The following is a 22,939-nucleotide window of genomic DNA, read 5'->3' as shown; positions in this document are numbered from 1 at the left end:
TGATAGTATTTTTATGTTGAATCATCTATAATAACTTGAGGGGAGGTGAAGAGCAATGGCAGAAGTATTAGAGCGTGTAACGAAAATTATCGTGGATCGTCTTGGTGTTGATGAGAGTGAAGTGAAACTTGAGTCTTCATTTAAAGATGATTTAGGTGCTGATTCTCTTGACGTAGTTGAACTTGTAATGGAATTAGAAGATGAGTTTGACATGGAGATCTCTGATGAAGAAGCAGAAAAAATTGCAACAGTTGGAGATGCTGTTAATTACATACAGAGCAAGCAATAAGCTGTAAAGCATAATCTTTTGCTTTTTCAAAGTCCCGTTTAATAAGCGGGGCTTTCTCTGCTTTTTAAGAGGATTTCGAAAAATTATAAGTTTTTTATAAAAGAGAGTGTATCTTTTGTTATTTCTCGTTTTATAATGAGGTATATTACAAAAAAATTATGCAGCAATTGCGGTAGTTAGGTGGAGATAGTTTATGCCTAGACATTATTCGAGTCGTGAAAGGCGGATTGGTGGAAGAGCCAAGCAGAATTTTAAGAATTTCCAAGAGCAAATAGGGATATTCTTTCAAAATGAACCATTATTGATTCAAGCATTTACACATTCATCCTATGTGAATGAGCATCGCAAAAGACCGTATGAAGACAATGAACGTTTGGAATTTTTAGGAGATGCAGTTTTAGAATTAACCGTTTCGCAATTTCTTTTTAAAAAGTATCCCACTATGAGTGAAGGAGAATTAACAAAGTTGCGTGCTGCGGTTGTATGTGAGCCATCGCTTGTCACATTTGCCAACACTCTTGGTTTTGGACAACTCGTCTTATTAGGTAAAGGTGAGGAAATGACAGGAGGTCGCGAACGTCCTGCTTTATTAGCGGATGTGTTTGAAGCATTCATTGGTGCTTTATATTTAGATCAAGGAATTGAAACGGTCAATGCATTTCTAACAAAAGTTGTCTTCCCAAAGATAAATGAAGGTGCTTTTTCTCATGTGATGGATTTTAAGAGTCAATTACAAGAAATTGTTCAACGCGATGGAGCGGGTCATTTAGAATACAAAGTACTTCAAGAAAAGGGACCTGCCCATAATCGTGAATTTATGTCTCGTGTTTCGTTAAATGGAGAAGTATTAGGAACAGGTGTTGGAAGGTCAAAAAAAGAAGCAGAACAAAAAGCTGCTCAAGTTGCTATTGAAAAGTTAAAATCGTCTCAAATATAAAGTAGAAGAGAACGAGAATATGTAGGTTTTCGACTCCTTTCAGTTATAACTGAAAGGAGTCGAAAATGTACTTACATGAAACTTTATATTTACAGAATGATCAGTAATGAGTAGGTTGAATGAAGATAAATATTAGAAGAAATGTGAGGGGGAATCTTAATGTTCCTCAAACGGTTAGACGTAGTAGGTTTTAAATCGTTTGCAGAAAAGGTATCAATTGATTTTGTACCTGGTGTCACAGCGGTTGTAGGTCCAAATGGAAGTGGAAAAAGTAATATTACAGATGCTATCCGCTGGGTCTTAGGTGAACAATCCGCAAAATCACTTCGAGGTGCAAAGATGGAAGATATTATTTTTGCAGGAAGTGATACACGTAGAGCTTTAAATATTGCAGAAGTAACATTAACGTTAGAGAATAGTGACCAATTCTTACCTTTAGACTTTCACGAAGTTAGTATTACAAGAAGGGTTTATCGTTCTGGTGATAGTGAATTTCTTATTAATAATCAACCGTGTCGTTTAAAAGACATTGTGGATTTATTTATGGATTCCGGTTTAGGAAGAGAAGCGTTCTCTATTATTAGTCAAGGAAAAGTAGAAGAGATTTTAAGTAGTAAGCCAGAAGAACGAAGAAAGATCTTTGAAGAAGCAGCCGGCGTGCTGAAATATAAAACAAGGAAACGAAAAGCAGAGTTAAAGTTGCTTGAAACACAAGAAAACTTAAACCGAGTGGTTGATATTTTACATGAAATTGAAGGGCAATTAGAACCACTTCGAATACAATCTTCAATTGCTAAAGATTATTTAGATAAAAAAGAAGAATTAAAGAAAATGGACGTCGCTGTCATTGTCTATGAAATTGAAGATTTACATACACAATGGGAATTATTAAAAAAACAGTTTTCAGAGCATCAGAAGTTAGAAGCCCATTTATTAGAAAAAACGTCTAGCTATGAATCTGATATTCAGAATCAACGAATCACTATTCAAAAGATTGACAATTCATTACAGCACCTTCAGCAACATCTTCTTATCACAAGTGAAGAGTTAGAGAAGCTTGAAGGGCGAAAAGAAGTTTTAAAAGAACGTAAGAAAAATGCATCTCAAAATAAACAGCAACTAGAACGACTTGTAGAGGAATATAAACACAAAATTATAGAACTAACCAATGTGCGTGAAAAAGAAGAGAGTCGTTTACAGCAATATGAGCAAAAAGTAAAAGAGATGAAGAAGGCATTAGCAGAAAAACAGCTTCTGTTCGTTCAATATAGTGAAAATCTCAATGAGAAGCTTGAGCATTTAAAGAGCGAATACTTTGAGCTATTAAATGAACAAACTTCATCACGTAATGAAATGACATTTTTAGAGCAACAGCATCAACAAACCGTAGAAAAGCAAACGAGATTGACGAAAACAAATGAGCAATATATTAGCGAAAGGAAAGAAATTGAACAAAAGAAAGCAACTTTGACAATTAAACTTTCGCAACTTCGTGAGCAACTAAATGAAGCATTGGCAATTCAGAAGAAGAAAAAAGAAGAGCTTGAAGTGTTAAAGCAGCAATATCAAAAGAAAGAGTCTACTTTGTATCAAGCCTATCAGTTTGTTCAGCAAACAAAGTCTCGAAAAGAAATGCTCGAAGAAATGCAAGATGATTACGCAGGTTATTTCCAAGGCGTAAAAGAAGTGTTAAAAGCAAGGGGTTCTAGATTACTAGGTATTGAAGGTGCCATTGCAGAGCTTGTTCACGTACCTAAGCAATACGAAACAGCACTTGAGATTGCGCTTGGAGGAGCAACTCAGCATATTGTTGTAGAAGATGAAAAGAGCGCTCGAAGTGCCATTGTTTTCTTAAAGAGTACTGGTAATGGAAGAGCAACGTTTTTGCCGTTAACATCTGTAACAGAAAGACAGTTGCCTTCTCAAACACACCATGTATTACAACAGCACCAAGCATTTATTGGTATAGCAGCAGATTTAATTCAGTATGATAAGAAATATAGCCGCGTGATTGGCAACTTACTTGGGACAGTCGTGATTGTACAAGATTTAAAAGGTGCAAATGAACTTGCTAGACAAACAGGTCAAAGGTATCGCTTTGTCACACTAGAGGGAGATGTTGTAAACCCAGGTGGTTCAATGACTGGAGGAGCGGTTAAGCAAAAGGCGAATTCTCTCTTAGGACGTCAAAGAGAAGTAGAAACAATCACAATTAAGTTACAAGAGATGGAAGTAAAAACAGAGAATCTTGAACAAGAAGTTAAAGAGATGAAAGACTCCATTCGCTCGATTGAGAGTCAATTAGTTCAGGAGTCTGAAGAGCTTGCTCAATTAAAAGAAATTGGACAACAAATTAATCATGACATTCGTGAATTAGAAATTGAAGAAAAGGCAGTAAATGATCGATTAACGATGTACGATCATGATATTGCTGGTTTTACTGCGGACCAAAGCCGAATTGCTGATCGGATTTCACACTTAAAAGAAATTGTCACAACTAGTACAAATACGCTTGGAAATCTAGAAAAAGAAATTGAAGCTGTAACTGCTCAAAAAAATTCTCAACAACTATCTAAAGAAACCGTTCGAACAGAGTTGACAGATATTAAAGTTGAGTTAGCTGGGCAAGAGCAATCCCTAGACAATCAACGCGAGAAGTTTGATCGCATTACGTTTGAGTTAGAACAAACAAAAACACGATTAAAAGAAGTTCAAGAAGATCTATCTCTTTTAACAAGTGAAATGGGAACGAATGATTCAGGTGAGGTTCAGCTTGAGGAAGCGGCCCAAAGGAAGTTAAAAGAAAAAAATGAAGCGCTCCAACAAATGGATGAACAGCGCGCGGAACGATTAAAGCGTCAAAATAAACTGGAAGAAGAAGAACGAGAGTTAAAAGAATTACAACGACAATATAAACAAGTAGCCGACGCTTTAAAAGATGAAGAAGTTAAAATTAATCGTCTGGAAGTAGCGCTTGATAATCGACTCCATCAGTTAAGTGAAGACTACTCACTTAGCTTTGAAGCTGCTAAGGAAGCATATCCTTTAACAGGATCAATTGATGAAGCGCGTAAAAAAATAAAGCTTGTGAAAATGGCGATTGAAGAATTAGGGACTGTTAACTTAGGAGCAATTGATGAATACGATCGAATTTCAGAGCGTTACAATTTCTTAAGTTCACAGCAAAATGATTTATCAGAAGCGAAGGATACACTATATCAAGTTATTGAAGAAATGGATGAGGAGATGAAAAAGCGTTTTTCTCAAATATTTTATCGTATTCGTGAAGAATTTGATGAAGTATTTAAGTCACTATTCGGTGGTGGAAAAGCTGACCTAAGACTCACAAACCCGAAGGATTTGTTAAATACAGGAGTCGATATTGTTGCACAACCTCCCGGGAAAAAGCTTCAAAACCTCGGTTTGCTTTCTGGTGGAGAGCGATCATTAACAGCAATTGCTTTGTTATTCTCTATTTTAAAAGTACGTCCAGTTCCGTTTTGCGTTCTAGATGAAGTAGAAGCAGCTTTGGATGAAGCGAATGTACAACGCTTTTCTACTTACTTAAAGAAATTTAGTGATGAAACACAGTTTATTGTCATTACGCATCGTAAAGGAACGATGGAAGAAGCCGACGTATTATATGGTGTGACGATGCAGGAATCAGGTGTATCAAAGCTTGTATCTGTAAGGTTAGAGGATTCAAAGCAATACGTTTAACGAGAGGTTAAGTCAAAGGGGGCTATCCTTTTGGCTCAGCCCCATCATTCTACATAATTAGTAATGGTCATCATATAGAAAGAAGGGTGTAATTGAATGAGTTTTTTTAAGCGTTTAAAAGAAAAGTTAACAGAACAAACAGATTCAGTGACAAAGAAATTTAAAGATGGCATGACAAAAACACGTGAATCTTTTTCTGGAAAAGTGAACGACCTTGTTGCTCGATATCGAAAGGTAGATGAAGATTTCTTCGAAGAATTAGAAGAGATTTTAATTAGTGCAGACGTAGGTGTGTCGACAGTTATGGATCTAATCGATGATTTGAAAATGGAAGTAAAGCGTCGTAACATCCAAGATCCTAGAGAAGTACAAGGGGTTATTTCAGAAAAGTTAGTAGAGATTTATGAGAATGGGCAGGAAGATTTATCAGATGTAAATATTCAAAAAGATGGGTTAACGGTAATTTTGTTCGTCGGGGTAAATGGAGTAGGTAAAACGACAACAATTGGTAAGTTAGCACATAAATATAAGCAAGAAGGTAAGTCCGTTGTGATGGCAGCAGGAGACACGTTTCGCGCTGGGGCAATTGAACAGTTAGAAGTGTGGGGAGAGCGTGTAGGTGTTAGTGTGATTAAGCAATCAGCAGGATCAGACCCAGCCGCTGTCATGTACGATGCAGTTCAAGCGGCAAAAGCTCGTAATGCTGATATTTTATTGTGTGATACAGCCGGCCGTCTCCAAAATAAAGTTAATCTCATGAAAGAACTTGAGAAGGTGAAGCGAGTTATTGAACGTGAAGTTCCTGGTGCACCTCATGAAGTGTTACTCGTATTAGATGCGACAACAGGACAAAATGCATTGAGTCAGGCGAAGACGTTCTCTGAAACAACTAATGTTACAGGCATTGTGTTAACAAAGTTAGATGGAACGGCAAAAGGTGGGATTGTCATTGCGATTCGTAACGAGTTAGACTTACCTGTTAAATTTGTCGGTCTTGGAGAAAAAATGGATGATTTACAGCAGTTCCAAACAGAGCAGTACGTTTACGGATTGTTCGCAAACGAAGTAGAGAACGAAAAGGAATAAAAAGTTCATCGTTTGTCTCAGTTTAGAACACCTTTTACCTATAAAGTTCTAGTCAAATCATTGAGTAGATAGGTAAGAGGTGTTTTATTTATACGTGCTTTTCTAGACGTATTCATTTGTTTAATAATCAATTTCTAAAGGGTGTTAAGAAAAAAACTTGACATTCAAATTGCTTATCTGTAGACTGTTATGTTGTAAAGGCTTTTCACTTAACAAGGGGGTAGTCTTATGCTTGAAAAAACGACAAGAATGAATTACCTATATGACTTTTATCAAGCTTTGTTAACACCAAAGCAACGAAGTTATATGTCTCTTTACTATTTAGATGACTATTCTCTAGGTGAAATAGCAGAAGAATTTAATGTGAGTCGTCAAGCAGTTTATGATAATATTAAACGTACAGAGCAAATGCTTGAACAATACGAGGAAAAGCTGTTGTTATTAGAACGATTTCAAGAGCGCCAATCAATTGTTCAACAATTGAAAGCTGAGCTTGAATCTGAACTCAAACATAATGACAAGCTTTCTACTCTTCTAAATTCGCTTGAGAAATTAGATTAGGGGGCGGCATACATGGCATTTGAAGGGTTAGCCGACCGTTTACAAAGTACGATGCAAAAGCTAAAAGGTAAAGGGAAAGTAACTGAAGCTGACGTGAAAGAAATGATGCGTGAAGTGCGACTTGCCCTGCTTGAGGCGGATGTAAACTTTAAAGTTGTAAAAGACTTTGTAAAGCGCGTAAGTGAGCGTGCAGTAGGACAAGAAGTATTGAAAAGCTTAACACCTGGTCAGCAAGTTGTAAAAGTTGTACAAGAAGAATTAACTGCGCTGATGGGTGGAGAGCAAAGTAAAATTGCAGTATCTAGTCGACCGCCAACTGTCATTATGATGGTAGGTTTACAAGGTGCGGGTAAAACAACGACAACTGGTAAGCTAGCGAATTTATTGCGCAAAAAGTACAACCGTAATCCATTGCTTGTAGCAGCGGATATTTATCGACCCGCTGCGATTAAACAATTGGAGACGCTTGGAAAACAATTAAGTATGCCAGTCTTTTCATTAGGCGATCAAGTCAGTCCTGTTGAAATTGCCAAGCAAGCAATTGCTCATGCGAAAGCAGAACATAATGACTATGTATTAATTGATACAGCTGGTCGTTTGCATGTTGATGAAAATTTAATGGATGAGTTGCAACAAATTAAAGAGTTGTCAAATCCAGATGAAATTTTCCTTGTTGTTGATGCAATGACAGGTCAAGATGCAGTAAATGTGGCAGATAGCTTTAATAAACAGCTTGGTTTAACAGGGGTTGTTTTAACGAAACTAGATGGTGACACTCGTGGGGGTGCTGCACTTTCTATTCGTTCTGTTACAAACACACCAATTAAATTTGTGGGTCTTGGCGAAAAACTTGATGCATTAGAGGCGTTCCATCCAGAGCGTATGGCATCTCGTGTTCTAGGAATGGGTGATGTACTATCACTGATTGAAAAAGCTCAAGCGAATGTTGATGAAGCAAAAGCAAAAGAGTTAGAAGATAAACTTCGTACACTCTCTTTTACATTCGATGACTTCCTAGATCAGCTTGGACAAGTACGTAAGATGGGTCCACTTGATGAGTTAATTGGTATGCTTCCTGGTGCTAATAAAGTAAAGGGACTCAAAAACTTACAAGTAGACGAAAAACAAATTAGTCATGTTGAAGCTATTATTCAATCCATGACAAAAGAAGAAAAAATTCATCCTGAAATCATAAATGCTAGCCGTAAAAAGCGTATTGCAAAAGGCAGCGGTCGATCTGTTCAAGAGGTAAACCGTCTTTTGAAACAGTTTGAAGATATGAAAAAAATGATGAAGCAAATGACAAGCATGTCAAAAGGTAAGAAAAAAGGAATGAAGTTTCCATTTTTCTCTTAAGGAAAATAAATTTCCACTGTTAAGAAAAAAACCTTTACAACCATTTAGTCTTTTTGATATTATATTATCTTGTTGAAACATATTCGGAGGTGCTTTAAAAATGGCAGTAAAAATTCGTTTAAAACGCATGGGAGCAAAAAAATCTCCTTTTTATCGTATTGTAGTAGCAGATTCTCGTTCACCACGTGATGGACGTTTCATTGAAACAGTTGGAACTTACAATCCAGTAGCTCAACCAGCTGAAGTTAAAATCAATGAAGAGTTAGCTCTTAAATGGTTACAAGACGGTGCAAAACCATCTGATACAGTTCGTAACCTTTTCTCTAAAGAAGGCATCATGGAGAAATTCCATAACGCTAAATTAGGAAAATAATCTAGCTTGAGATGACATTATTAATCGAAACGATTGTAAAGGCGCTTGTTGATTATCCAGAAAAAGTGACGGTTCAAGAAAAGTCTGAGGAAGCGAAGTTGACTTATGTCATAAGTGTTCACCCTGAAGATGTTGGAAAAGTCATTGGAAAACAAGGTCGCGTTGCAAAGGCAATTCGAACTGTTGTGTATACAGCAGCATCTCAGCACGATAAGAAAGTGTATATAGAAATACACGAGTAAAAAAGGGAGAGGGTAACCTCCCCTTTTTTTGTGTTATTTTATATACTAATTTTAGGAGGGATGTCTGTGCATATTTTACAACGTGTTATTGTTAAGCAAGTATTAACAGAAAAAAGTAAACAAGAGCTTTATGAGCGATTTATAGAACGAAAAACACAGCTTGAAAAAGAGATTACTCAATTGATGTTTCAGATGAAGCAAACTGAAAAAGCACACCACTCTTCCTCGCTATTACGTGCTCAATTTGAGAAAGAAAAAGAGAATCGTTTAGAAAAGATTCGAGTTCTTGATTTTCAAATTGAACAATTAGGTAAACTAACACTAGGAAGCGAATTAGTGGAGAAAGAAGTAGAAGGTCTTATTGAAGTGAATGTTGGGGATGACTGGAGTCAGCTTCAACAGGCCAAAACAATTGTGCTTAAAGATGGAATTGTAATAGACATTAGGTAGAGGTGAATAGGTAAATGGAAAAGTGGTTTAACGTTGGAAAGATTGTAAATACACATGGTATTAAAGGAGAAGTACGTGTAGTCTCTCGTACAGACTTTACAGACGAGCGATACAAAGTAGGGAATACGTTATACATATTTAAAGAAAACAGTGACGAAGGAATTGAAGTGAAGGTTGCAAGCCATCGTCAGCATAAGTCATTCGATCTTCTTACATTTGAAGGATATAATAATGTGAATGATGTAGAGCCATTCAAAAATCATTTGCTTAAAGTACGAGAAGATCAACTTGGTGAATTAAATGAAGGGGAGTTCTATTTCCATGAGATTATTGGCTGTCAAGTTGTAACAGAAGATGGAGAAGAGATTGGAAAAGTAAAAGAAATTCTAACACCAGGAGCAAATGATGTGTGGGTCATTCAACGAAAGGGAAAAAAAGAAGCGCTTATTCCTTATATTAACGAAATCGTACAATCAGTTGATATTCCGAATCAAGTGATTAAAATTCGTGTGATGGAAGGGTTATTAGATTGATGAAGATCGATGTGCTTTCATTGTTTCCTTCGATGTTTGAAGGAGTATTTGGAGAATCTATTTTAAAAAAGGCTCAAGAAAAAGAAGCCGTGCAATTGAACGTTGTCAACTTCCGTCAATATGCTGATAATAAACATCAAACCGTGGATGATTATCCTTATGGTGGTGGAGCTGGTATGGTTTTAAAACCACAGCCTATTTTCGATGCAGTTGCCGACATAACAAAAGAAACGAAAAATGCACGTGTTATTTTGTTATGTCCTCAAGGTGAAAAATATACGCAAACAAAAGCGGAAGAGTTAGCGAAAGAAGAGCACCTCGTTTTTGTTTGTGGGCATTATGAAGGTTATGATGAGCGAATTCGCCAATATGTCGTAACAGACGAGATTTCCATTGGTGACTTTGTTCTTACAGGTGGAGAGCTTGGAGCAATGGTTGTAATTGATAGTGTTGTTCGTTTACTTCCTGGAGTTCTTGGAAACGATGCATCAGCCGTAAAAGATTCACATAGCACGGGGTTACTAGAGCATCCTCATTATACAAGGCCAGCAGATTTCAGAGGAATGAAGGTACCAGATGTATTACTGTCCGGTGATCATAAGAAAATTGAGCAGTGGCGTGAAAGTGAAACGTTAAAAAGAACACTTCATAGACGACCTGACATGCTTGAAAAGATTCAACTAACGACGAATCAACAGAAATTATTAGCCAGAATCAAAGATGAGGAAAAATAGTGGCAATGCTCTTTTCCTAATCATAAAAAAATATTCATCTTATCTTGCATATGTTTTTAGATTGTGCTAAGATATTCCTTGTGGCTAAGGCAGGATATGCCGATGCCTGTTAAAACGATGTTCCGCTGCAATGATCAAATGGCATTGATAAGAGCATCTGTTGGAAGGAGTTGAAACACGCGATGCAAAAATTAATCGAAGAAATCACAAAAGAACAATTAAAAACAGACCTTCCTGAGTTCCGCCCAGGTGATACTGTACGTGTACATGTAAACATCGTTGAGGGTAACCGTGAACGTATTCAGGTATTCGAAGGTGTTGTTATTAAGCGTCGTGGCGGTGGTATTAGCGAAACATTCACAGTTCGTAAGGTATCTTACGGTGTAGGTGTTGAGCGTACATTCCCGATCCACACGCCAAAAATTGCAAAAATCGAAGTTATGCGTCGTGGTAAAGTACGTCGTGCGAAACTTTACTACTTACGTGCTCTTCGCGGTAAAGCTGCGCGTATTAAAGAGATTCGATAAAGATGAGGGAGCTTGGTTAACAAGCTCCTTTTTTCAAATTTAAAACGACTTTTATTATGAAAAGAACACCTAATCGTTTAAAATAAAATGTGTAGTGTAGTATATAAAGGTTGGGGGATTGACAATGGCCCGTGGAAAAAGTGAGCTATGGGAATGGTTAAAAGCGATTGTGATCGCTGTTTTATTAGCTGCTGTGATTCGTTATTTCTTATTCGCACCAATAGTAGTAGATGGATTATCAATGATGCCAACCCTACATGATCAAAATCGAATGATTGTTAACAAACTTTCCTATAAAATTGGAGAGCCAGAGCGTTTTGATATTGTAGTCTTTCATGCAACAGAAGATAAAGATTACATAAAACGTATTATTGGGTTACCAGGAGATCATATTGAGTACAAAGATGATGTGCTGTACATTAATGGTAAGCCTTATGATGAACCGTACTTAGAGCAGTATAAAAGTGAAATTATTGACGGTAGCTTAACTCAAGACTTTAAGCTAGAAGATATAACAGGTGGACAAGCGGTCGTACCTGAAGGTCATTTATTTGTTATGGGCGACAATCGTCGTTATAGTAAGGATAGCCGTCAAATTGGATTCATTGAAATGGATCGTGTATTAGGAGAAACCAAAACGGTATACTGGCCAATTAAAGAAGCTCGTATTGCCGAATGATGAGACATAAGTAAGTAGGTGAACGCCCATGACCATCCAATGGTTTCCGGGACATATGGCAAAAGCCAGAAGACAAGTAACGGAAAAATTAAAATTAATTGATATTGTGTATGAATTAGTAGATGCACGTATTCCTCGTTCTTCACAAAACCCGATGATTGATGAAATTATCTCAAACAAGCCACGCCTTGTTCTTTTAAATAAAGTTGATAAAGCAGACCCACGTGTAACAGAGCAGTGGTTAGCTTATTATCGTGAGCGTGGGGTTCGAGCGATTGCCATTGACGCTCAAGCAGGAAAAGGAATGAAGCAGATCGTCACAGCTTCAAAAGAAATATTGAAAGACAAGTTCGATCGTATGAAAGCAAAAGGGATTGTCAAACCTCGTGCGATTCGAGCGATGATTGTAGGGATTCCAAACGTAGGGAAGTCCACACTAATTAATCGTTTAGCGAGTAAAAAAATCGCTAAAACGGGAGATCGTCCTGGGGTGACACAAGCACAACAATGGATTAAAGTTGGTAAAGAGCTTGAATTACTAGATACTCCAGGGATTTTATGGCCGAAGTTTGAAGACCAATTGGTCGGTTATAAACTAGCCACTACAGGGGCAATAAAGGATACGATTATTAACTTACAAGATATTGCGGTATATGCACTGAGATTTTTAACACAACATTACCCAGAAGCATTAAAAACACGCTATGGATTAACAGAGATCCCAGAAGAGATTGTGGAGCTGTTTGATGCCATTGGCACAAAACGAGGGTGTTTAATGCCTGGAGGACTCGTAGACTACGATAAAACAGCAGAGCTCATTTTACGAGAGCTACGTACAGATAAAATTGGAACGTTTACATTTGACTTTCCAGAAGAGTTAGACGAAAAAGTGAGTGAATAAGCGAAAAGGACCGTCACATGAATCCAGATTGATTAAGGGGTTTGTTGACGGTCTATTTTATATGAGCTTTATGTCTATGCTTAAGTTAATAAATAGAGGAAAGAAGACGATATAGAATACAGGTAAAGGATGAGAGAATGGATGAAACGAACAATTAAAGAAATTAAACAAATGCTAGGCGATGTTAAGTCAAGGCAAGATGCTTTCTTTAAAGAATGTGAGCAAGACGAACGTAAAGGGGTACAGCAGTTATTAAAACAAAAACTCAAACAATTTGAGGTAGAAAAGACTTTACATGATCAATTTCAGCAAATGATGCGTTATGAAAATGAATTATACGAAAAAGGAATCGAGTGCATTGCGGGTGTAGATGAAGTAGGTCGAGGGCCATTAGCCGGACCTGTCGTAGCTGCTGCTGTTATATTACCCAAAGACTTTTACCTACCGGGACTAACAGATTCTAAAAAAGTATCGGAGCAAAAACGAGACGAATTTTATGAAATTATTATGCACGAAGCGGTTGCTGTTGGCATTGGAGTCATGGACGCTTCTATTATTGATGACATTAATATCTATGAAGCAACAAAAAAAGCAATGGAACAAGCAATTGAACAACTTTCTTGTTCTCCGCATTATTTATTAATTGATGCGATGAAATTACCTGCTGTTCCAATTCCTCAGCTGTCCATTATTAAAGGAGATGCGACAAGTATTTCCATTGCAGCAAGCTCTATTATTGCGAAAGTAACGAGAGATCGTATGATGAAAGAGCTAGGAAGTCAGTACCCGCAATATGGCTTTGAAAAGCATATGGGTTATGGTACTAGTCAGCATTTAGAAGCGATTGAGCGTTACGGTGTATTAAAGCAACATCGAAAATCATTTGCTCCTATTAAAGAAAAACTAACAACATAAAAGGGGAGAGTAGCAATGATTGTTTCATCTTTTCAACAGTTATTTCAACAAGAAGTGATGAAGCAAGGGAAAAAACTTCATTTATCACAAGGAGATTTTGTACAAGGGAAAATACTGAAGCTGTTTTCAAATCATACAGCTTTAGTACATATAAATGGCATGTCGCTAGTAGCTAAGTTAGAAGCAGCACTATCTGTTCAGCATCCGTATTGGTTCGAAGTGAAAGAGACAACCGCGAATGGCCCTCAATTAAAAGTTCTCTCACATGCTGCGCCATCTTCTCTCGATTACGGAGTTAATCACCAACAAGCAGCGTTACTAAAAGAATTAGGAGTGCCTGTTACGAAAAGAAATAACGAATTTGTTGCATTCTTCATGGAAAAAGGATTGCCTTTATCTAAACAAAGAATAGGAGAGTTAATGAACCTTTTCACAGATGACGGAATGACTGTACAAGACAAGCAAGTTGTAGAGCAGTTGGTTAAAATGAGACTACCTGTTATAAGTGAAACATTTAAAGCTCTTTCCGCTGTCCAGCGAGAGTATCATTTATCAAGTGATCTTGTAAAGTTACAGCAACTTTTATTGCAAGATAACAACGAAAAACTTCTACCGCTACAAAAAATGGTTGAAACGTTTATAAAACCTCTTTCTATTCAAGAAGGAGAAGAGACGCTTACGTTAGCCATGAAGACATGGCTGTCTCATAGTGATCATGAACATGCAAATAAAGCTTTTTCTTTATTGCAACAAGCAAAGCTTATTCCTGAAGGATGGTCTGAACAAAATGTGATAGAGCATATGGCAAACTATGTGAAAAAGATAGATTCACAGTCTGCTCAACCTCTAGTGACAAAAAATGCGATATACGAGCATTTTTTCACATCAAATACAATGCTTCAAGGAATGAAACAATCGCCACTTTTAACGGTACTTGAAGATATGCTAGCCTCTCTTTATATGAAAGATGGACAGAACATTGAACATATCGATTTGAAAAGTAAGTTACATCACCTTGGAAGCTTAGCTTTAACGGATGATTTATCTTCTCTTTTACATGTTCAAAATAACGAAGGAAAAGAGAATAAGCCTTTTTATAGAGCATTTATGCAAGTGTTGCAATCACTAGGGTTGCAACATGAAGGAGACGTTGTGGCATCACTACAAAATGAGAAAGCGTACACACACTCATTGAAGAGCTTATTGTTACAAGTACAGCATACTACATCCTCTGTCTCTGTATTAGAAGTTGTGGATCAGCTAATTCATAAGTTAACGGGAATTCAGCTATTAAATCAAGAACAAGGTCCTCTAACAACGATTTACATGCAAATGCCTTTTCAACTTGGACAGAGTCTCCATGATATAACGGTACAATGGAATGGTCGGAAAAAGGAGAATGGGCAGATTGACCCTAATTATTGTCATATTTTGTTTTATTTACACCTAGATCAAATGAAAGAAACCATTATTGACGTTCTTGTACAAAACCGTGTCATCACAGTGAATGTGATTAATGAATCGTTTGAGAAGGTATCACCTCTTGCTGAAACAATGAAAGTGAGGCTACAGGAAGAACTTCATAAGCTTAACTATCAATTATCAACCGTAAAAGTATCTAGAACCATAAACAGAGACGTTAAACAGTTGGGCCACTTCCCTGCGAGCACACACTACAAGTATGAAGGAGGATTAGACATACGAGTATGAAGAGTGAAGAAAAACGTAAACAGGCTGTTGTGTTGTCTTATGAATCGTTAAAAGATGAAGCTCCTCAAGTGGTGGCAAAGGGAAAAGGATTTGTAGCGGATAATATTATCAGTGAAGCAAAATCCCATGGTATTCCTATTCAAGAGGATGCGACATTAGTAGAATTACTCGGTCAACTCACAATTAACGAAAAAATTCCAGAAGAGCTCTATCAAGCGGTAGCAGAAATCTTTTCATTCGTCTATAAAATTGATAAACAAATGAAACGATCGTACAGTGGAGATTAGAAAGAGGGAGTAGAATGGCGCTATTAGGGGCAATTGTAAATGGGTTATGCATTATTACAGGTACACTTATTGGCAAGTTATTTAGTCGAATTCCTGATCGAATAAAAGAGACGGTAATGAAAGGAATTGGTTTGGCTGTCACTTTATTAGGAATACAGATGGGGCTTAAAAGTGAACAATTTCTTATTGTTATTTTTAGTTTAGTTATTGGAGCAGTGATTGGTGAGTGGTTAGATATTGACAAAAGATTAAATGGTGTTGGGGATTGGCTTGAAAAGAAGATTGGAGGGTCTGGTGGAGGAGTTGCAAGAGGGTTTGTGACAGCTACGTTAATTTTTGTAGTAGGCGCTATGGCAATTATAGGGGCGTTAGATAGTGGCATAAGAGGTAACCATAGTGTCCTTTACACAAAGTCAATTATCGATGGATTTACTAGCCTTATATTAGCTACTACGTTAGGGATAGGTGTGTTGTTTTCATTTGTTCCAGTCGTACTATATGAAGGCGGTATTGCTCTTTTTGCAACTCAGATTGAAAGGTGGGTTCCATCAGAGTTAATGGATTCGTTTATAGTAGAAATGACAGCAACGGGTGGATTAATGATTGTCGCGATTGGATTGAGTTTACTCGAAATTACGACGATTAGAGTCGCTAACTTACTTCCGGCCATTGTTGTGACTGCTATTCTTACGTCTGTTTTATACATATATATGTAAAGTCTATTGTGTAATTTCCACAAAAAACGAGATGAATTCTAATCATTTTCTCAGAATTTTTATATTTTTTTGTAGAATAGTAGACAATTAGACAATTATTCTTATACAATGAAAGCGCAGTCTATTTTATCTGTTTACATATGATAGGAGGATGGGAAATGAATATCCATGAGTACCAAGGGAAAGAGGTCCTCAGAAAATATGGGGTTGCTGTTCCAAACGGTCGTGTAGCATATACGGTTGAAGAAGCGATTGAAGCAGCAAAAGGATTAGGTTCTACAGTAACCGTTGTTAAAGCGCAAATTCACGCAGGGGGTCGCGGTAAAGCTGGTGGCGTGAAAGTAGCGAAAAGCATAGAGGAAGTACGTACATATGCGGAAGAAATTTTAGGGAAAACGCTCATTACTCACCAAACAGGTCCTGAAGGAAAAGAAGTAAAACGCTTACTTATTGAAGAAGGTTGTGACATCAAGAAAGAATACTACATTGGATTAGTATTAGATCGTGCAACGTCCCAAGTAGTATTGATGGGATCTGAAGAAGGCGGAACAGAGATTGAAGAGGTAGCTGAAAAGACACCTGAAAAAATCTTTAAAGAGTACGTCGATCCAGCAGTTGGGTTACAAGGTTTCCAAGCTCGTCGTCTAGCATTTAATATTAATATCCCAAGAGAACTTGTTGGAAAAGCAGTTAAATTCATGATGGGTCTATACACAGCATTTGTTGAAAAAGATTGTTCAATTGCTGAGATTAATCCACTTGTTGTAACAGGTGATGGAAATGTTATGGCACTTGATGCGAAATTGAACTTTGATTCAAATGCTCTATATCGCCAAAAAGATATTGTTGAATATCGTGATTTAGAGGAAGAGGATGCAAAAGAAATTGAGGCATCTAAATACGACTTAAGTTACATTTCATTAGATGGAAACATCGGTTGTATGGTAAACGGTGCAGGTCTTGCGATGGCAACGATGGATATTATTAAGCACTACGGCGGAGAACCCGCTAACTTCCTAGATGTAGGGGGCGGTGCAACAGCAGAGAAAGTAACAGAAGCCTTTAAAATCATTTTGTCTGACCAAAGTGTAAAAGGTATTTTCGTTAACATCTTTGGTGGAATTATGAAATGTGATGTTATTGCTTCAGGTGTAGTAGAAGCAACGAAGCAAGTAGGATTAAACTTACCGTTAGTTGTACGTCTAGAAGGAACAAACGTTGAATTAGGTAAGAAAATCTTAGAAGAATCTGGCCTTAATATTACAGCTGCAGAGTCTATGGCAGACGGTGCACAAAAAATTGTTTCACTAGTGAAGTAGAAAGGCAGGGGGATAGGAATGAGCGTATTTATTAATAAAGATACAAAAGTTATTGTACAAGGGATTACAGGTGGAGTAGGTTTATTTCATACAACACAAATGCTTGAGTACGGTACAAAAATCGTAGGTGGTGTAACACCTGGTAAAGGTGGAACAGAAGTAGAAGGTGTACCTGTATTTGATACAGTAACAGATGCAAAAGCACAAACAGGTGCCAATGCGTCAGTCGTGTACGTTCCACCTGCATTTGCAGCAGATGCAATTATGGAAGCAGTAGATGCTGATTTAGATCTTGTTATTTGTATTACTGAAGGTATCCCAGTGTTAGATATGGTCAAAGTGAAGCGTTATATGGAAGGTAAACGTACACGCTTGGTCGGTCCAAACTGTCCAGGTGTAATTACACCAGAAGAATGTAAAATTGGTATTATGCCTGGTTACATCCACAAGAAAGGTCATGTAGGCGTTGTATCGCGTTCTGGTACCTTAACATATGAAGCTGTTCATCAATTATCAGAAGCTGGTATTGGTCAATCTACAGCTGTTGGAATTGGTGGAGATCCAGTAAACGGAACGAACTTTATCGACGTATTAAAAGCATTTAATGAAGATGAAGACACGTATGCAGTAATTATGATTGGTGAAATCGGTGGTACTGCAGAAGAGGAAGCAGCTGAATGGGTAAAAGCGAATATGACCAAGCCTGTTGTAGGATTTATTGGTGGTCAAACAGCACCTCCAGGAAAGCGTATGGGTCACGCTGGAGCAATTATTTCAGGTGGCAAGGGAACGGCTGCTGAAAAAATTAAAACAATGAATGAGTGTGGAATAAAAGTAGCAGAAACACCATCTGTTATGGGTGAAACGCTCATTTCAGTTTTACAAGAAAAAGGCATCTATGAAAAGTGTAAAACACACTAAACCTTTTAACAAAATAGTCTCCATTATTGGGGACTATTTTGTGCTGCTTTAAAAGAAACAAAGTATAGAGAAGAAGTCTCTGAACCCTTCATCACATGAGCTTTAGAAAGGGGTCTGGCTAAAGTGAAAACTCACTACCTTTGTTGTTTATTAACTAAAGCAAAAGTTACGAAAAAACTAGACGAAAAAGGAGATTTCAAATGAATTTAGAAAAAAAAACAAAACTAATTCATTTAACTCACTGTTCATCTATGACGTGGAAAGCCATTTATGCTTTACTAAAGCATGATTCCTCACTAAAAAACCTCTATCAATATTCCTCTTTTGACTTTGAAAATCTCTTTTCTTTCTCTCGTGAACAAGCAACTCGCTTAAAAAAAGATTTGCAAACTATTCCAATACAAGATATTCTAGATAATTATGAAGCGGAACAAATTCAGTGTATCACTTTTTGGGACAATGAATATCCAGAGCTTCTACGTCATATTTATGATCCCCCTTGGGTTTTATATGTAAAGGGTGATACATCTCTATTAAAATCTAAACAAGTCGTTAGTGTGGTAGGAACACGTCAACCTACTCAATACGGCTATGCTGCATTAAGAACGGTAATAAATCCTCTCGTGGAGAACAATTGGCTTATTGTTAGCGGTTTAGCAGAAGGTATTGATACAGCAGCTCATAAGTTAGCTATTGAGTCACAAGGCAAGACAATTGCTGTTTTGGGTAGTGGTATGTATCATATTTACCCAAGTAAAAATAAAGAGTTAGCAAAAATCATTGCCAAGCAACATTTATTGTTATCAGAATATCCACCAACATTTCGGCCGAAAAAATGGTACTTCCCAATGCGTAATCGTATCATTAGTGGCTTATCTTTAGGAACAATTGTAGTCCAAGCAAAAGAGCGTAGCGGATCTTTTATAACAGCGGATCAAGCGTTGCAACAAGGCCGTGAAGTATTTGCAATACCAGGGTCTATATTTGAAGAAACATCATGTGGAACAAATAAGCTTATTCAATTAGGTGCGAAGCTAGTTTTAACCGCCAAGGATGTATGTGAAGAGCTATATGTGAATAAAAGTAAATAAAATCGTCAATAACAATTTATTAATTCATGTTTGACAAATTGCATTGGAATATTTAATAATAATGAAGATTTTATTTTACCTCTTGAGGAGGAACAAATAGATGTCTGACTACCTAGTAATTGTAGAATCGCCAGCAAAGGCAAAGACAATCGAACGATATTTAGGAAAAAAGTATAAAGTAAAAGCATCAATGGGCCATGTTCGTGACTTACCAAAAAGTCAAATGGGCATCGCAATTGAAGATTCATTTGAACCAAAGTATATTACAATCAGGGGAAAAGGCCCTGTATTAAAAGAGTTAAAAACAGCAGCTAAAAAAGCAAAGAAAATCTATTTAGCGGCCGATCCAGATCGCGAAGGAGAAGCGATTGCTTGGCACCTCGCGCATAGCTTAGACATTGATATTACATCTGATTGTCGAGTGGTCTTTAACGAGATTACAAAAGATGCAATTAAAGAATCTTTTAAACATCCACGTGCTATTAACATGGATTTAGTAGATGCTCAACAAGCTCGGCGAATTCTTGATCGACTTGTTGGATATAACATGAGTCCTCTACTGTGGAAAAAGGTAAAAAAAGGACTAAGTGCTGGTCGAGTACAAACTGTCGCTGTTCGCTTGATCATTGAACGCGAAAAAGAAATTTCGAGTTTTGAGCCAGAAGAGTATTGGACGGTTAATGCTTCGTTTCAAAAAGAAAATGATCATTTTGAAGGGAATCTTATTGAATATAAGGGCAAAAAAGTTTCTCTTTCAAATGAAGAAGACGTACAAAACATACTAAAGAATTTAAATGGTAACGAGTTTTCAATTTCAAAAGTAACAAAAAAAGAAAGAAAACGAAATCCAGCTCCTCCATTTACAACATCATCTTTACAACAAGAAGCAGCAAGAAAGTTAAACTTTAGAGCGAAGAAAACAATGATGATTGCGCAACAATTATATGAAGGAATTGATCTTGGTAAAGAAGGTACGGTTGGTTTAATTACGTATATGCGTACAGACTCTACTCGTATTTCCGATACGGCTCAAGCCGAAGCTAATGAATATATTGTGAATGCATATGGTAAAGAGTACGGAAGTAATGAAAAACGAAAAGAGAAAAAAAATGCTAAAGCTCAAGATGCTCATGAAGCAATTCGACCTACTGGGACTTTACGTAAGCCAAATGAGATAAAAGAGCATTTATCAAGAGATCAATATCGACTTTATAAACTTGTATGGGAACGATTTGTAGCAAGTCAAATGGCTCCGGCTATTATGGATACAATGTCAGTAGACTTGATAAATTCAGATGTTGTATTTCGAGCTAATGGATCAAAAATAAAGTTTCCTGGTTTTATGAAAGTGTATGTAGAGGGTAGCGATGATCAAGTAGAAGAAAAAGAAAAAATGTTACCAGATCTAGAAGAAGGCGAAACCGCTTACTCCAAAGATGTTGAGCCAAAACAGCATTTTACCCAGCCGCCCCCAAGGTATACAGAGGCAAGGCTTGTAAAAACGTTAGAAGAGCTTGGTATTGGTAGACCGTCTACATATGCGCCAACTCTTGACACGATTCAAAAAAGAGGTTACGTTGCATTAGACAATAAACGTTTTGTTCCGACAGAGCTTGGTGGAATTGTATTAGAGCTAATTCTGGAATTCTTTCCAGAAATTATCGACGTCGAATTTACAGCAAAAATGGAAACAAGTCTTGATGACATCGAGGATGGTCAAGTAGAATGGATTAAGGTCATTGATGATTTTTACAAAGATTTCGAAACACGTCTTGAAAAAGCGGAGAAAGAAATGAAGGAAGTAGAAATTAAAGATGAACCAGCAGGTGAGGATTGTGAGGAATGTGGCTCACCAATGGTCTATAAAATGGGACGCTATGGTAAGTTTATGGCGTGTTCTAATTTTCCAGAATGTCGAAATACGAAGCCAATTGTAAAAGAAATTGGTGTTAATTGTCCGAAGTGTGAAGAAGGTAACATTGTAGAACGCAAGTCAAAAAAGAAACGTATGTTTTATGGATGTGACCGTTTTCCAGGATGTGATTTTGTGTCTTGGGATAAACCAATTGCAAGAAAGTGTCCAAAGTGTGAGAGCTTATTAGTTGAAAAGAAACAAAAGAAAGGCACTCAAGTGACGTGCACGAATTGCGATTATAAAGAAGAACCACAAGGATAAAATGGTGAGCATATTGTTTGCTCACCTCTTTATATGTCTTGATAAAATAGACAAGCATTAAAAATGGGAGGCTATATAATGAAAGAACAGGTAGTAAATGTTATTGGTGCCGGGCTTGCAGGTAGTGAAGCAGCTTGGCAAATTGCTAAGAGAGGCGTAAAAGTTCATTTGTATGAAATGAGACCGGTCAAACAAACACCAGCTCATCACACAGATAAGTTTGCAGAGTTGGTGTGTAGTAATTCATTACGAGCAAACACGTTAACAAATGCTGTTGGTGTGTTAAAAGAAGAAATGAGGCATTTAGATTCTGTTATTATTAAAGCTGCTGACGCATGTTCGGTTCCAGCGGGAGGAGCATTAGCGGTAGATCGTCATGAATTTGCAGCTCATGTAACAGAAAGTGTAAAGAATCATCCAAATGTTACAGTTATTAATGAGGAAATCACAGAAATCCCTGAAGGGCCTACTGTTATTGCAACAGGGCCGTTAACGTCACAAGCACTTTCAGAACAACTTCGATCTTTAACGGGTGAAGATTATCTTTACTTCTATGATGCGGCTGCTCCAATTTTAGAAAAAGATAGCATTGATATGGACAAAGTATACTTAAAGTCTCGTTATGATAAAGGAGAAGCAGCTTATTTAAACTGTCCAATGACAGAAGAAGAGTTTAACACGTTCTATGAAGCACTCATCTCTGCAGAAACTGTACCGTTAAAAGAGTTTGAAAAAGAGATTTATTTTGAAGGGTGTATGCCAATTGAGGTTATGGCACAACGTGGTAAAAAGACAATGTTATTTGGACCTTTAAAACCAGTTGGATTGGAAGATCCTAAAACAGGTAAGCGACCTTATGCGGTTGTCCAACTTCGCCAAGATGATGCTGCCGGAACACTTTACAACATTGTTGGATTCCAAACGCATTTAAAGTGGGGAGCTCAGAAAGAAGTACTTCGTTTAATTCCAGGGTTAGAAAATGCAGAAGTAGTTCGTTATGGAGTTATGCATCGAAATACGTTTATTAATTCTCCAAAGCTTTTAAAGCCAACTTATCAGTACCGCGATCGTGAGGATTTATTCTTTGCTGGTCAAATGACAGGTGTAGAAGGATACGTTGAGTCAGCTGCAAGTGGGTTAATGGCAGGTATGAATGCAGCTCGTTTAGTATTAGGTGAAGAGTTAGCTGTTTTACCACAAGAAACGGCAATTGGAAGTATGGCGCATTATATTACACATACAAGTGCGAAAAATTTCCAACCAATGAATGCAAATTTTGGTTTATTTAAAGACTTAGAGGTGAAGATTAAAAGTAAGCAAGAGCGAAACGAAGCTCATGCAAAAAGAGCGTTAGAAACAATTCAGAATTTTATAAAAAAATAAACGAAATTGTTTGCAAGGGCTACTAAATTGTGA

23 protein-coding genes are annotated in these 22,939 nt (G+C 37.2%); all 23 read left to right on the top strand.

Features of this window, described 5'->3' with window-relative positions:
• The first annotated feature begins 55 nt into the window (after positions 1-55).
• On the top strand, positions 56-289 hold the full coding sequence (gene acpP, locus DIS06_RS08665) for an acyl carrier protein (protein ID WP_110112864.1): 234 nt from the start codon (positions 56-58) through the stop codon (positions 287-289).
• Positions 290-482: 193 nt separating this feature from the next.
• Complete coding sequence (rnc, locus tag DIS06_RS08660; protein WP_110112863.1) at positions 483-1,226, top strand: ribonuclease III; 744 nt, start codon at positions 483-485, stop codon at positions 1,224-1,226.
• A gap of 159 nt (positions 1,227-1,385) precedes the next feature.
• Positions 1,386-4,946, top strand: coding sequence for a chromosome segregation protein SMC (gene smc, locus DIS06_RS08655; RefSeq protein ID WP_110112862.1), 3,561 nt, complete (start codon positions 1,386-1,388; stop codon positions 4,944-4,946).
• Between the two features lie 96 nt (positions 4,947-5,042).
• Complete coding sequence (gene ftsY, locus DIS06_RS08650; RefSeq protein ID WP_110112861.1) at positions 5,043-6,032, top strand: signal recognition particle-docking protein FtsY; 990 nt, start codon at positions 5,043-5,045, stop codon at positions 6,030-6,032.
• Between the two features lie 228 nt (positions 6,033-6,260).
• The gene (locus tag DIS06_RS08645) at positions 6,261-6,593 is read left to right on the top strand and encodes a putative DNA-binding protein (protein ID WP_110112860.1); all 333 of its coding nucleotides are present in this window, start codon (positions 6,261-6,263) and stop codon (positions 6,591-6,593) included.
• A gap of 12 nt (positions 6,594-6,605) precedes the next feature.
• Entirely contained in the window at positions 6,606-7,949 is a 1,344-nt protein-coding gene (gene ffh / locus DIS06_RS08640; protein ID WP_110112859.1) for a signal recognition particle protein, read from the top strand.
• A 100-nt stretch (positions 7,950-8,049) separates the two neighbouring features.
• The gene (gene rpsP / locus DIS06_RS08635) at positions 8,050-8,322 is read left to right on the top strand and encodes a 30S ribosomal protein S16 (RefSeq protein WP_110112858.1); all 273 of its coding nucleotides are present in this window, start codon (positions 8,050-8,052) and stop codon (positions 8,320-8,322) included.
• An 11-nt stretch (positions 8,323-8,333) separates the two neighbouring features.
• Positions 8,334-8,564 (top strand): KH domain-containing protein, encoded by a 231-nt coding sequence (locus tag DIS06_RS08630; protein WP_110112857.1) that lies wholly within the window; start codon positions 8,334-8,336, stop codon positions 8,562-8,564.
• Positions 8,565-8,624: 60 nt separating this feature from the next.
• Positions 8,625-9,014: a YlqD family protein gene (locus DIS06_RS08625; RefSeq protein ID WP_481746851.1), complete on the top strand. Its 390-nt coding sequence runs from the start codon at positions 8,625-8,627 to the stop codon at positions 9,012-9,014.
• A gap of 14 nt (positions 9,015-9,028) precedes the next feature.
• Positions 9,029-9,547, top strand: coding sequence for a ribosome maturation factor RimM (gene rimM, locus DIS06_RS08620; RefSeq protein WP_110112855.1), 519 nt, complete (start codon positions 9,029-9,031; stop codon positions 9,545-9,547).
• Positions 9,547-10,281 (top strand): tRNA (guanosine(37)-N1)-methyltransferase TrmD, encoded by a 735-nt coding sequence (gene trmD / locus DIS06_RS08615; protein ID WP_110112854.1) that lies wholly within the window; start codon positions 9,547-9,549, stop codon positions 10,279-10,281. The genes rimM and trmD overlap by 1 nt, the downstream gene beginning before the upstream one ends.
• Before the next feature lie 182 nt (positions 10,282-10,463).
• Positions 10,464-10,808 carry a 50S ribosomal protein L19 gene (gene rplS / locus DIS06_RS08610; RefSeq protein WP_110112853.1) on the top strand — a complete coding sequence of 115 codons (345 nt, stop codon included), beginning with the start codon at positions 10,464-10,466 and terminating at the stop codon, positions 10,806-10,808.
• Between the two features lie 124 nt (positions 10,809-10,932).
• Entirely contained in the window at positions 10,933-11,487 is a 555-nt protein-coding gene (lepB, locus tag DIS06_RS08605) for a signal peptidase I (RefSeq protein WP_110112852.1), read from the top strand.
• A gap of 28 nt (positions 11,488-11,515) precedes the next feature.
• The gene (gene ylqF / locus DIS06_RS08600) at positions 11,516-12,388 is read left to right on the top strand and encodes a ribosome biogenesis GTPase YlqF (RefSeq protein WP_110112851.1); all 873 of its coding nucleotides are present in this window, start codon (positions 11,516-11,518) and stop codon (positions 12,386-12,388) included.
• Positions 12,389-12,529: 141 nt separating this feature from the next.
• On the top strand, positions 12,530-13,303 hold the full coding sequence (locus DIS06_RS08595) for a ribonuclease HII (RefSeq protein WP_110112850.1): 774 nt from the start codon (positions 12,530-12,532) through the stop codon (positions 13,301-13,303).
• 15 nt (positions 13,304-13,318) lie between these two features.
• Entirely contained in the window at positions 13,319-15,013 is a 1,695-nt protein-coding gene (locus tag DIS06_RS08590) for a hypothetical protein (RefSeq protein ID WP_110112849.1), read from the top strand.
• A complete protein-coding gene (locus DIS06_RS08585; protein ID WP_110112848.1) occupies positions 15,010-15,300 on the top strand; it encodes an EscU/YscU/HrcU family type III secretion system export apparatus switch protein in 291 nt (96 codons plus the stop codon). The genes DIS06_RS08590 and DIS06_RS08585 overlap by 4 nt, the downstream gene beginning before the upstream one ends.
• 14 nt (positions 15,301-15,314) lie before the next feature.
• Positions 15,315-16,016 carry a DUF554 domain-containing protein gene (locus tag DIS06_RS08580; protein ID WP_110112847.1) on the top strand — a complete coding sequence of 234 codons (702 nt, stop codon included), beginning with the start codon at positions 15,315-15,317 and terminating at the stop codon, positions 16,014-16,016.
• A gap of 158 nt (positions 16,017-16,174) precedes the next feature.
• Entirely contained in the window at positions 16,175-17,335 is a 1,161-nt protein-coding gene (sucC, locus tag DIS06_RS08575; protein ID WP_110112846.1) for an ADP-forming succinate--CoA ligase subunit beta, read from the top strand.
• A gap of 18 nt (positions 17,336-17,353) precedes the next feature.
• The gene (gene sucD / locus DIS06_RS08570; protein ID WP_110112845.1) at positions 17,354-18,256 is read left to right on the top strand and encodes a succinate--CoA ligase subunit alpha; all 903 of its coding nucleotides are present in this window, start codon (positions 17,354-17,356) and stop codon (positions 18,254-18,256) included.
• Between the two features lie 200 nt (positions 18,257-18,456).
• On the top strand, positions 18,457-19,347 hold the full coding sequence (gene dprA, locus DIS06_RS08565; RefSeq protein WP_110112844.1) for a DNA-processing protein DprA: 891 nt from the start codon (positions 18,457-18,459) through the stop codon (positions 19,345-19,347).
• A 100-nt stretch (positions 19,348-19,447) separates the two neighbouring features.
• Positions 19,448-21,523, top strand: a complete 2,076-nt coding sequence (topA, locus tag DIS06_RS08560; RefSeq protein WP_110112843.1) for a type I DNA topoisomerase — start codon at positions 19,448-19,450, stop codon at positions 21,521-21,523.
• 78 nt (positions 21,524-21,601) lie between these two features.
• Complete coding sequence (gene trmFO / locus DIS06_RS08555; RefSeq protein WP_110112842.1) at positions 21,602-22,906, top strand: FADH(2)-oxidizing methylenetetrahydrofolate--tRNA-(uracil(54)-C(5))-methyltransferase TrmFO; 1,305 nt, start codon at positions 21,602-21,604, stop codon at positions 22,904-22,906.
• Positions 22,907-22,939 lie beyond the last annotated feature (33 nt).

This window comes from Bacillus sp. CGMCC 1.16541, from assembly GCF_003184905.1.
Lineage (GTDB): Bacteria > Bacillota > Bacilli > Bacillales > Bacillaceae_H > Priestia.
The sequence above is the reverse complement of the archived record's forward strand: the minus strand, read 5'-3'. Positions and strand labels throughout refer to the sequence as shown.

Bases quoted from the DNA above. Each gene is read 5' to 3' on its own strand.
- sucC (WP_110112846.1), top strand. From the start codon at position 16,175: ATGAATATCCATGAGTACCAAGGGAAAGAGGTCCTCAGAAAATATGGG.
- topA (WP_110112843.1), top strand. From the start codon at position 19,448: ATGTCTGACTACCTAGTAATTGTAGAATCGCCAGCAAAGGCAAAGACA.
- rpsP (WP_110112858.1), top strand. From the start codon at position 8,050: ATGGCAGTAAAAATTCGTTTAAAACGCATGGGAGCAAAAAAATCTCCT.
- rnc (WP_110112863.1), top strand. From the start codon at position 483: ATGCCTAGACATTATTCGAGTCGTGAAAGGCGGATTGGTGGAAGAGCC.
- DIS06_RS08585 (WP_110112848.1), top strand. From the start codon at position 15,010: ATGAAGAGTGAAGAAAAACGTAAACAGGCTGTTGTGTTGTCTTATGAA.
- rimM (WP_110112855.1), top strand. From the start codon at position 9,029: ATGGAAAAGTGGTTTAACGTTGGAAAGATTGTAAATACACATGGTATT.
- DIS06_RS08625 (WP_481746851.1), top strand. From the start codon at position 8,625: ATGTCTGTGCATATTTTACAACGTGTTATTGTTAAGCAAGTATTAACA.
- ylqF (WP_110112851.1), top strand. From the start codon at position 11,516: ATGACCATCCAATGGTTTCCGGGACATATGGCAAAAGCCAGAAGACAA.
- DIS06_RS08580 (WP_110112847.1), top strand. From the start codon at position 15,315: ATGGCGCTATTAGGGGCAATTGTAAATGGGTTATGCATTATTACAGGT.
- ftsY (WP_110112861.1), top strand. From the start codon at position 5,043: ATGAGTTTTTTTAAGCGTTTAAAAGAAAAGTTAACAGAACAAACAGAT.
- DIS06_RS08590 (WP_110112849.1), top strand. From the start codon at position 13,319: ATGATTGTTTCATCTTTTCAACAGTTATTTCAACAAGAAGTGATGAAG.
- trmFO (WP_110112842.1), top strand. From the start codon at position 21,602: ATGAAAGAACAGGTAGTAAATGTTATTGGTGCCGGGCTTGCAGGTAGT.
- ffh (WP_110112859.1), top strand. From the start codon at position 6,606: ATGGCATTTGAAGGGTTAGCCGACCGTTTACAAAGTACGATGCAAAAG.
- acpP (WP_110112864.1), top strand. From the start codon at position 56: ATGGCAGAAGTATTAGAGCGTGTAACGAAAATTATCGTGGATCGTCTT.
- DIS06_RS08595 (WP_110112850.1), top strand. From the start codon at position 12,530: ATGAAACGAACAATTAAAGAAATTAAACAAATGCTAGGCGATGTTAAG.
- dprA (WP_110112844.1), top strand. From the start codon at position 18,457: ATGAATTTAGAAAAAAAAACAAAACTAATTCATTTAACTCACTGTTCA.
- trmD (WP_110112854.1), top strand. From the start codon at position 9,547: ATGAAGATCGATGTGCTTTCATTGTTTCCTTCGATGTTTGAAGGAGTA.
- DIS06_RS08630 (WP_110112857.1), top strand. From the start codon at position 8,334: ATGACATTATTAATCGAAACGATTGTAAAGGCGCTTGTTGATTATCCA.
- lepB (WP_110112852.1), top strand. From the start codon at position 10,933: ATGGCCCGTGGAAAAAGTGAGCTATGGGAATGGTTAAAAGCGATTGTG.
- sucD (WP_110112845.1), top strand. From the start codon at position 17,354: ATGAGCGTATTTATTAATAAAGATACAAAAGTTATTGTACAAGGGATT.
- DIS06_RS08645 (WP_110112860.1), top strand. From the start codon at position 6,261: ATGCTTGAAAAAACGACAAGAATGAATTACCTATATGACTTTTATCAA.
- smc (WP_110112862.1), top strand. From the start codon at position 1,386: ATGTTCCTCAAACGGTTAGACGTAGTAGGTTTTAAATCGTTTGCAGAA.
- rplS (WP_110112853.1), top strand. From the start codon at position 10,464: ATGCAAAAATTAATCGAAGAAATCACAAAAGAACAATTAAAAACAGAC.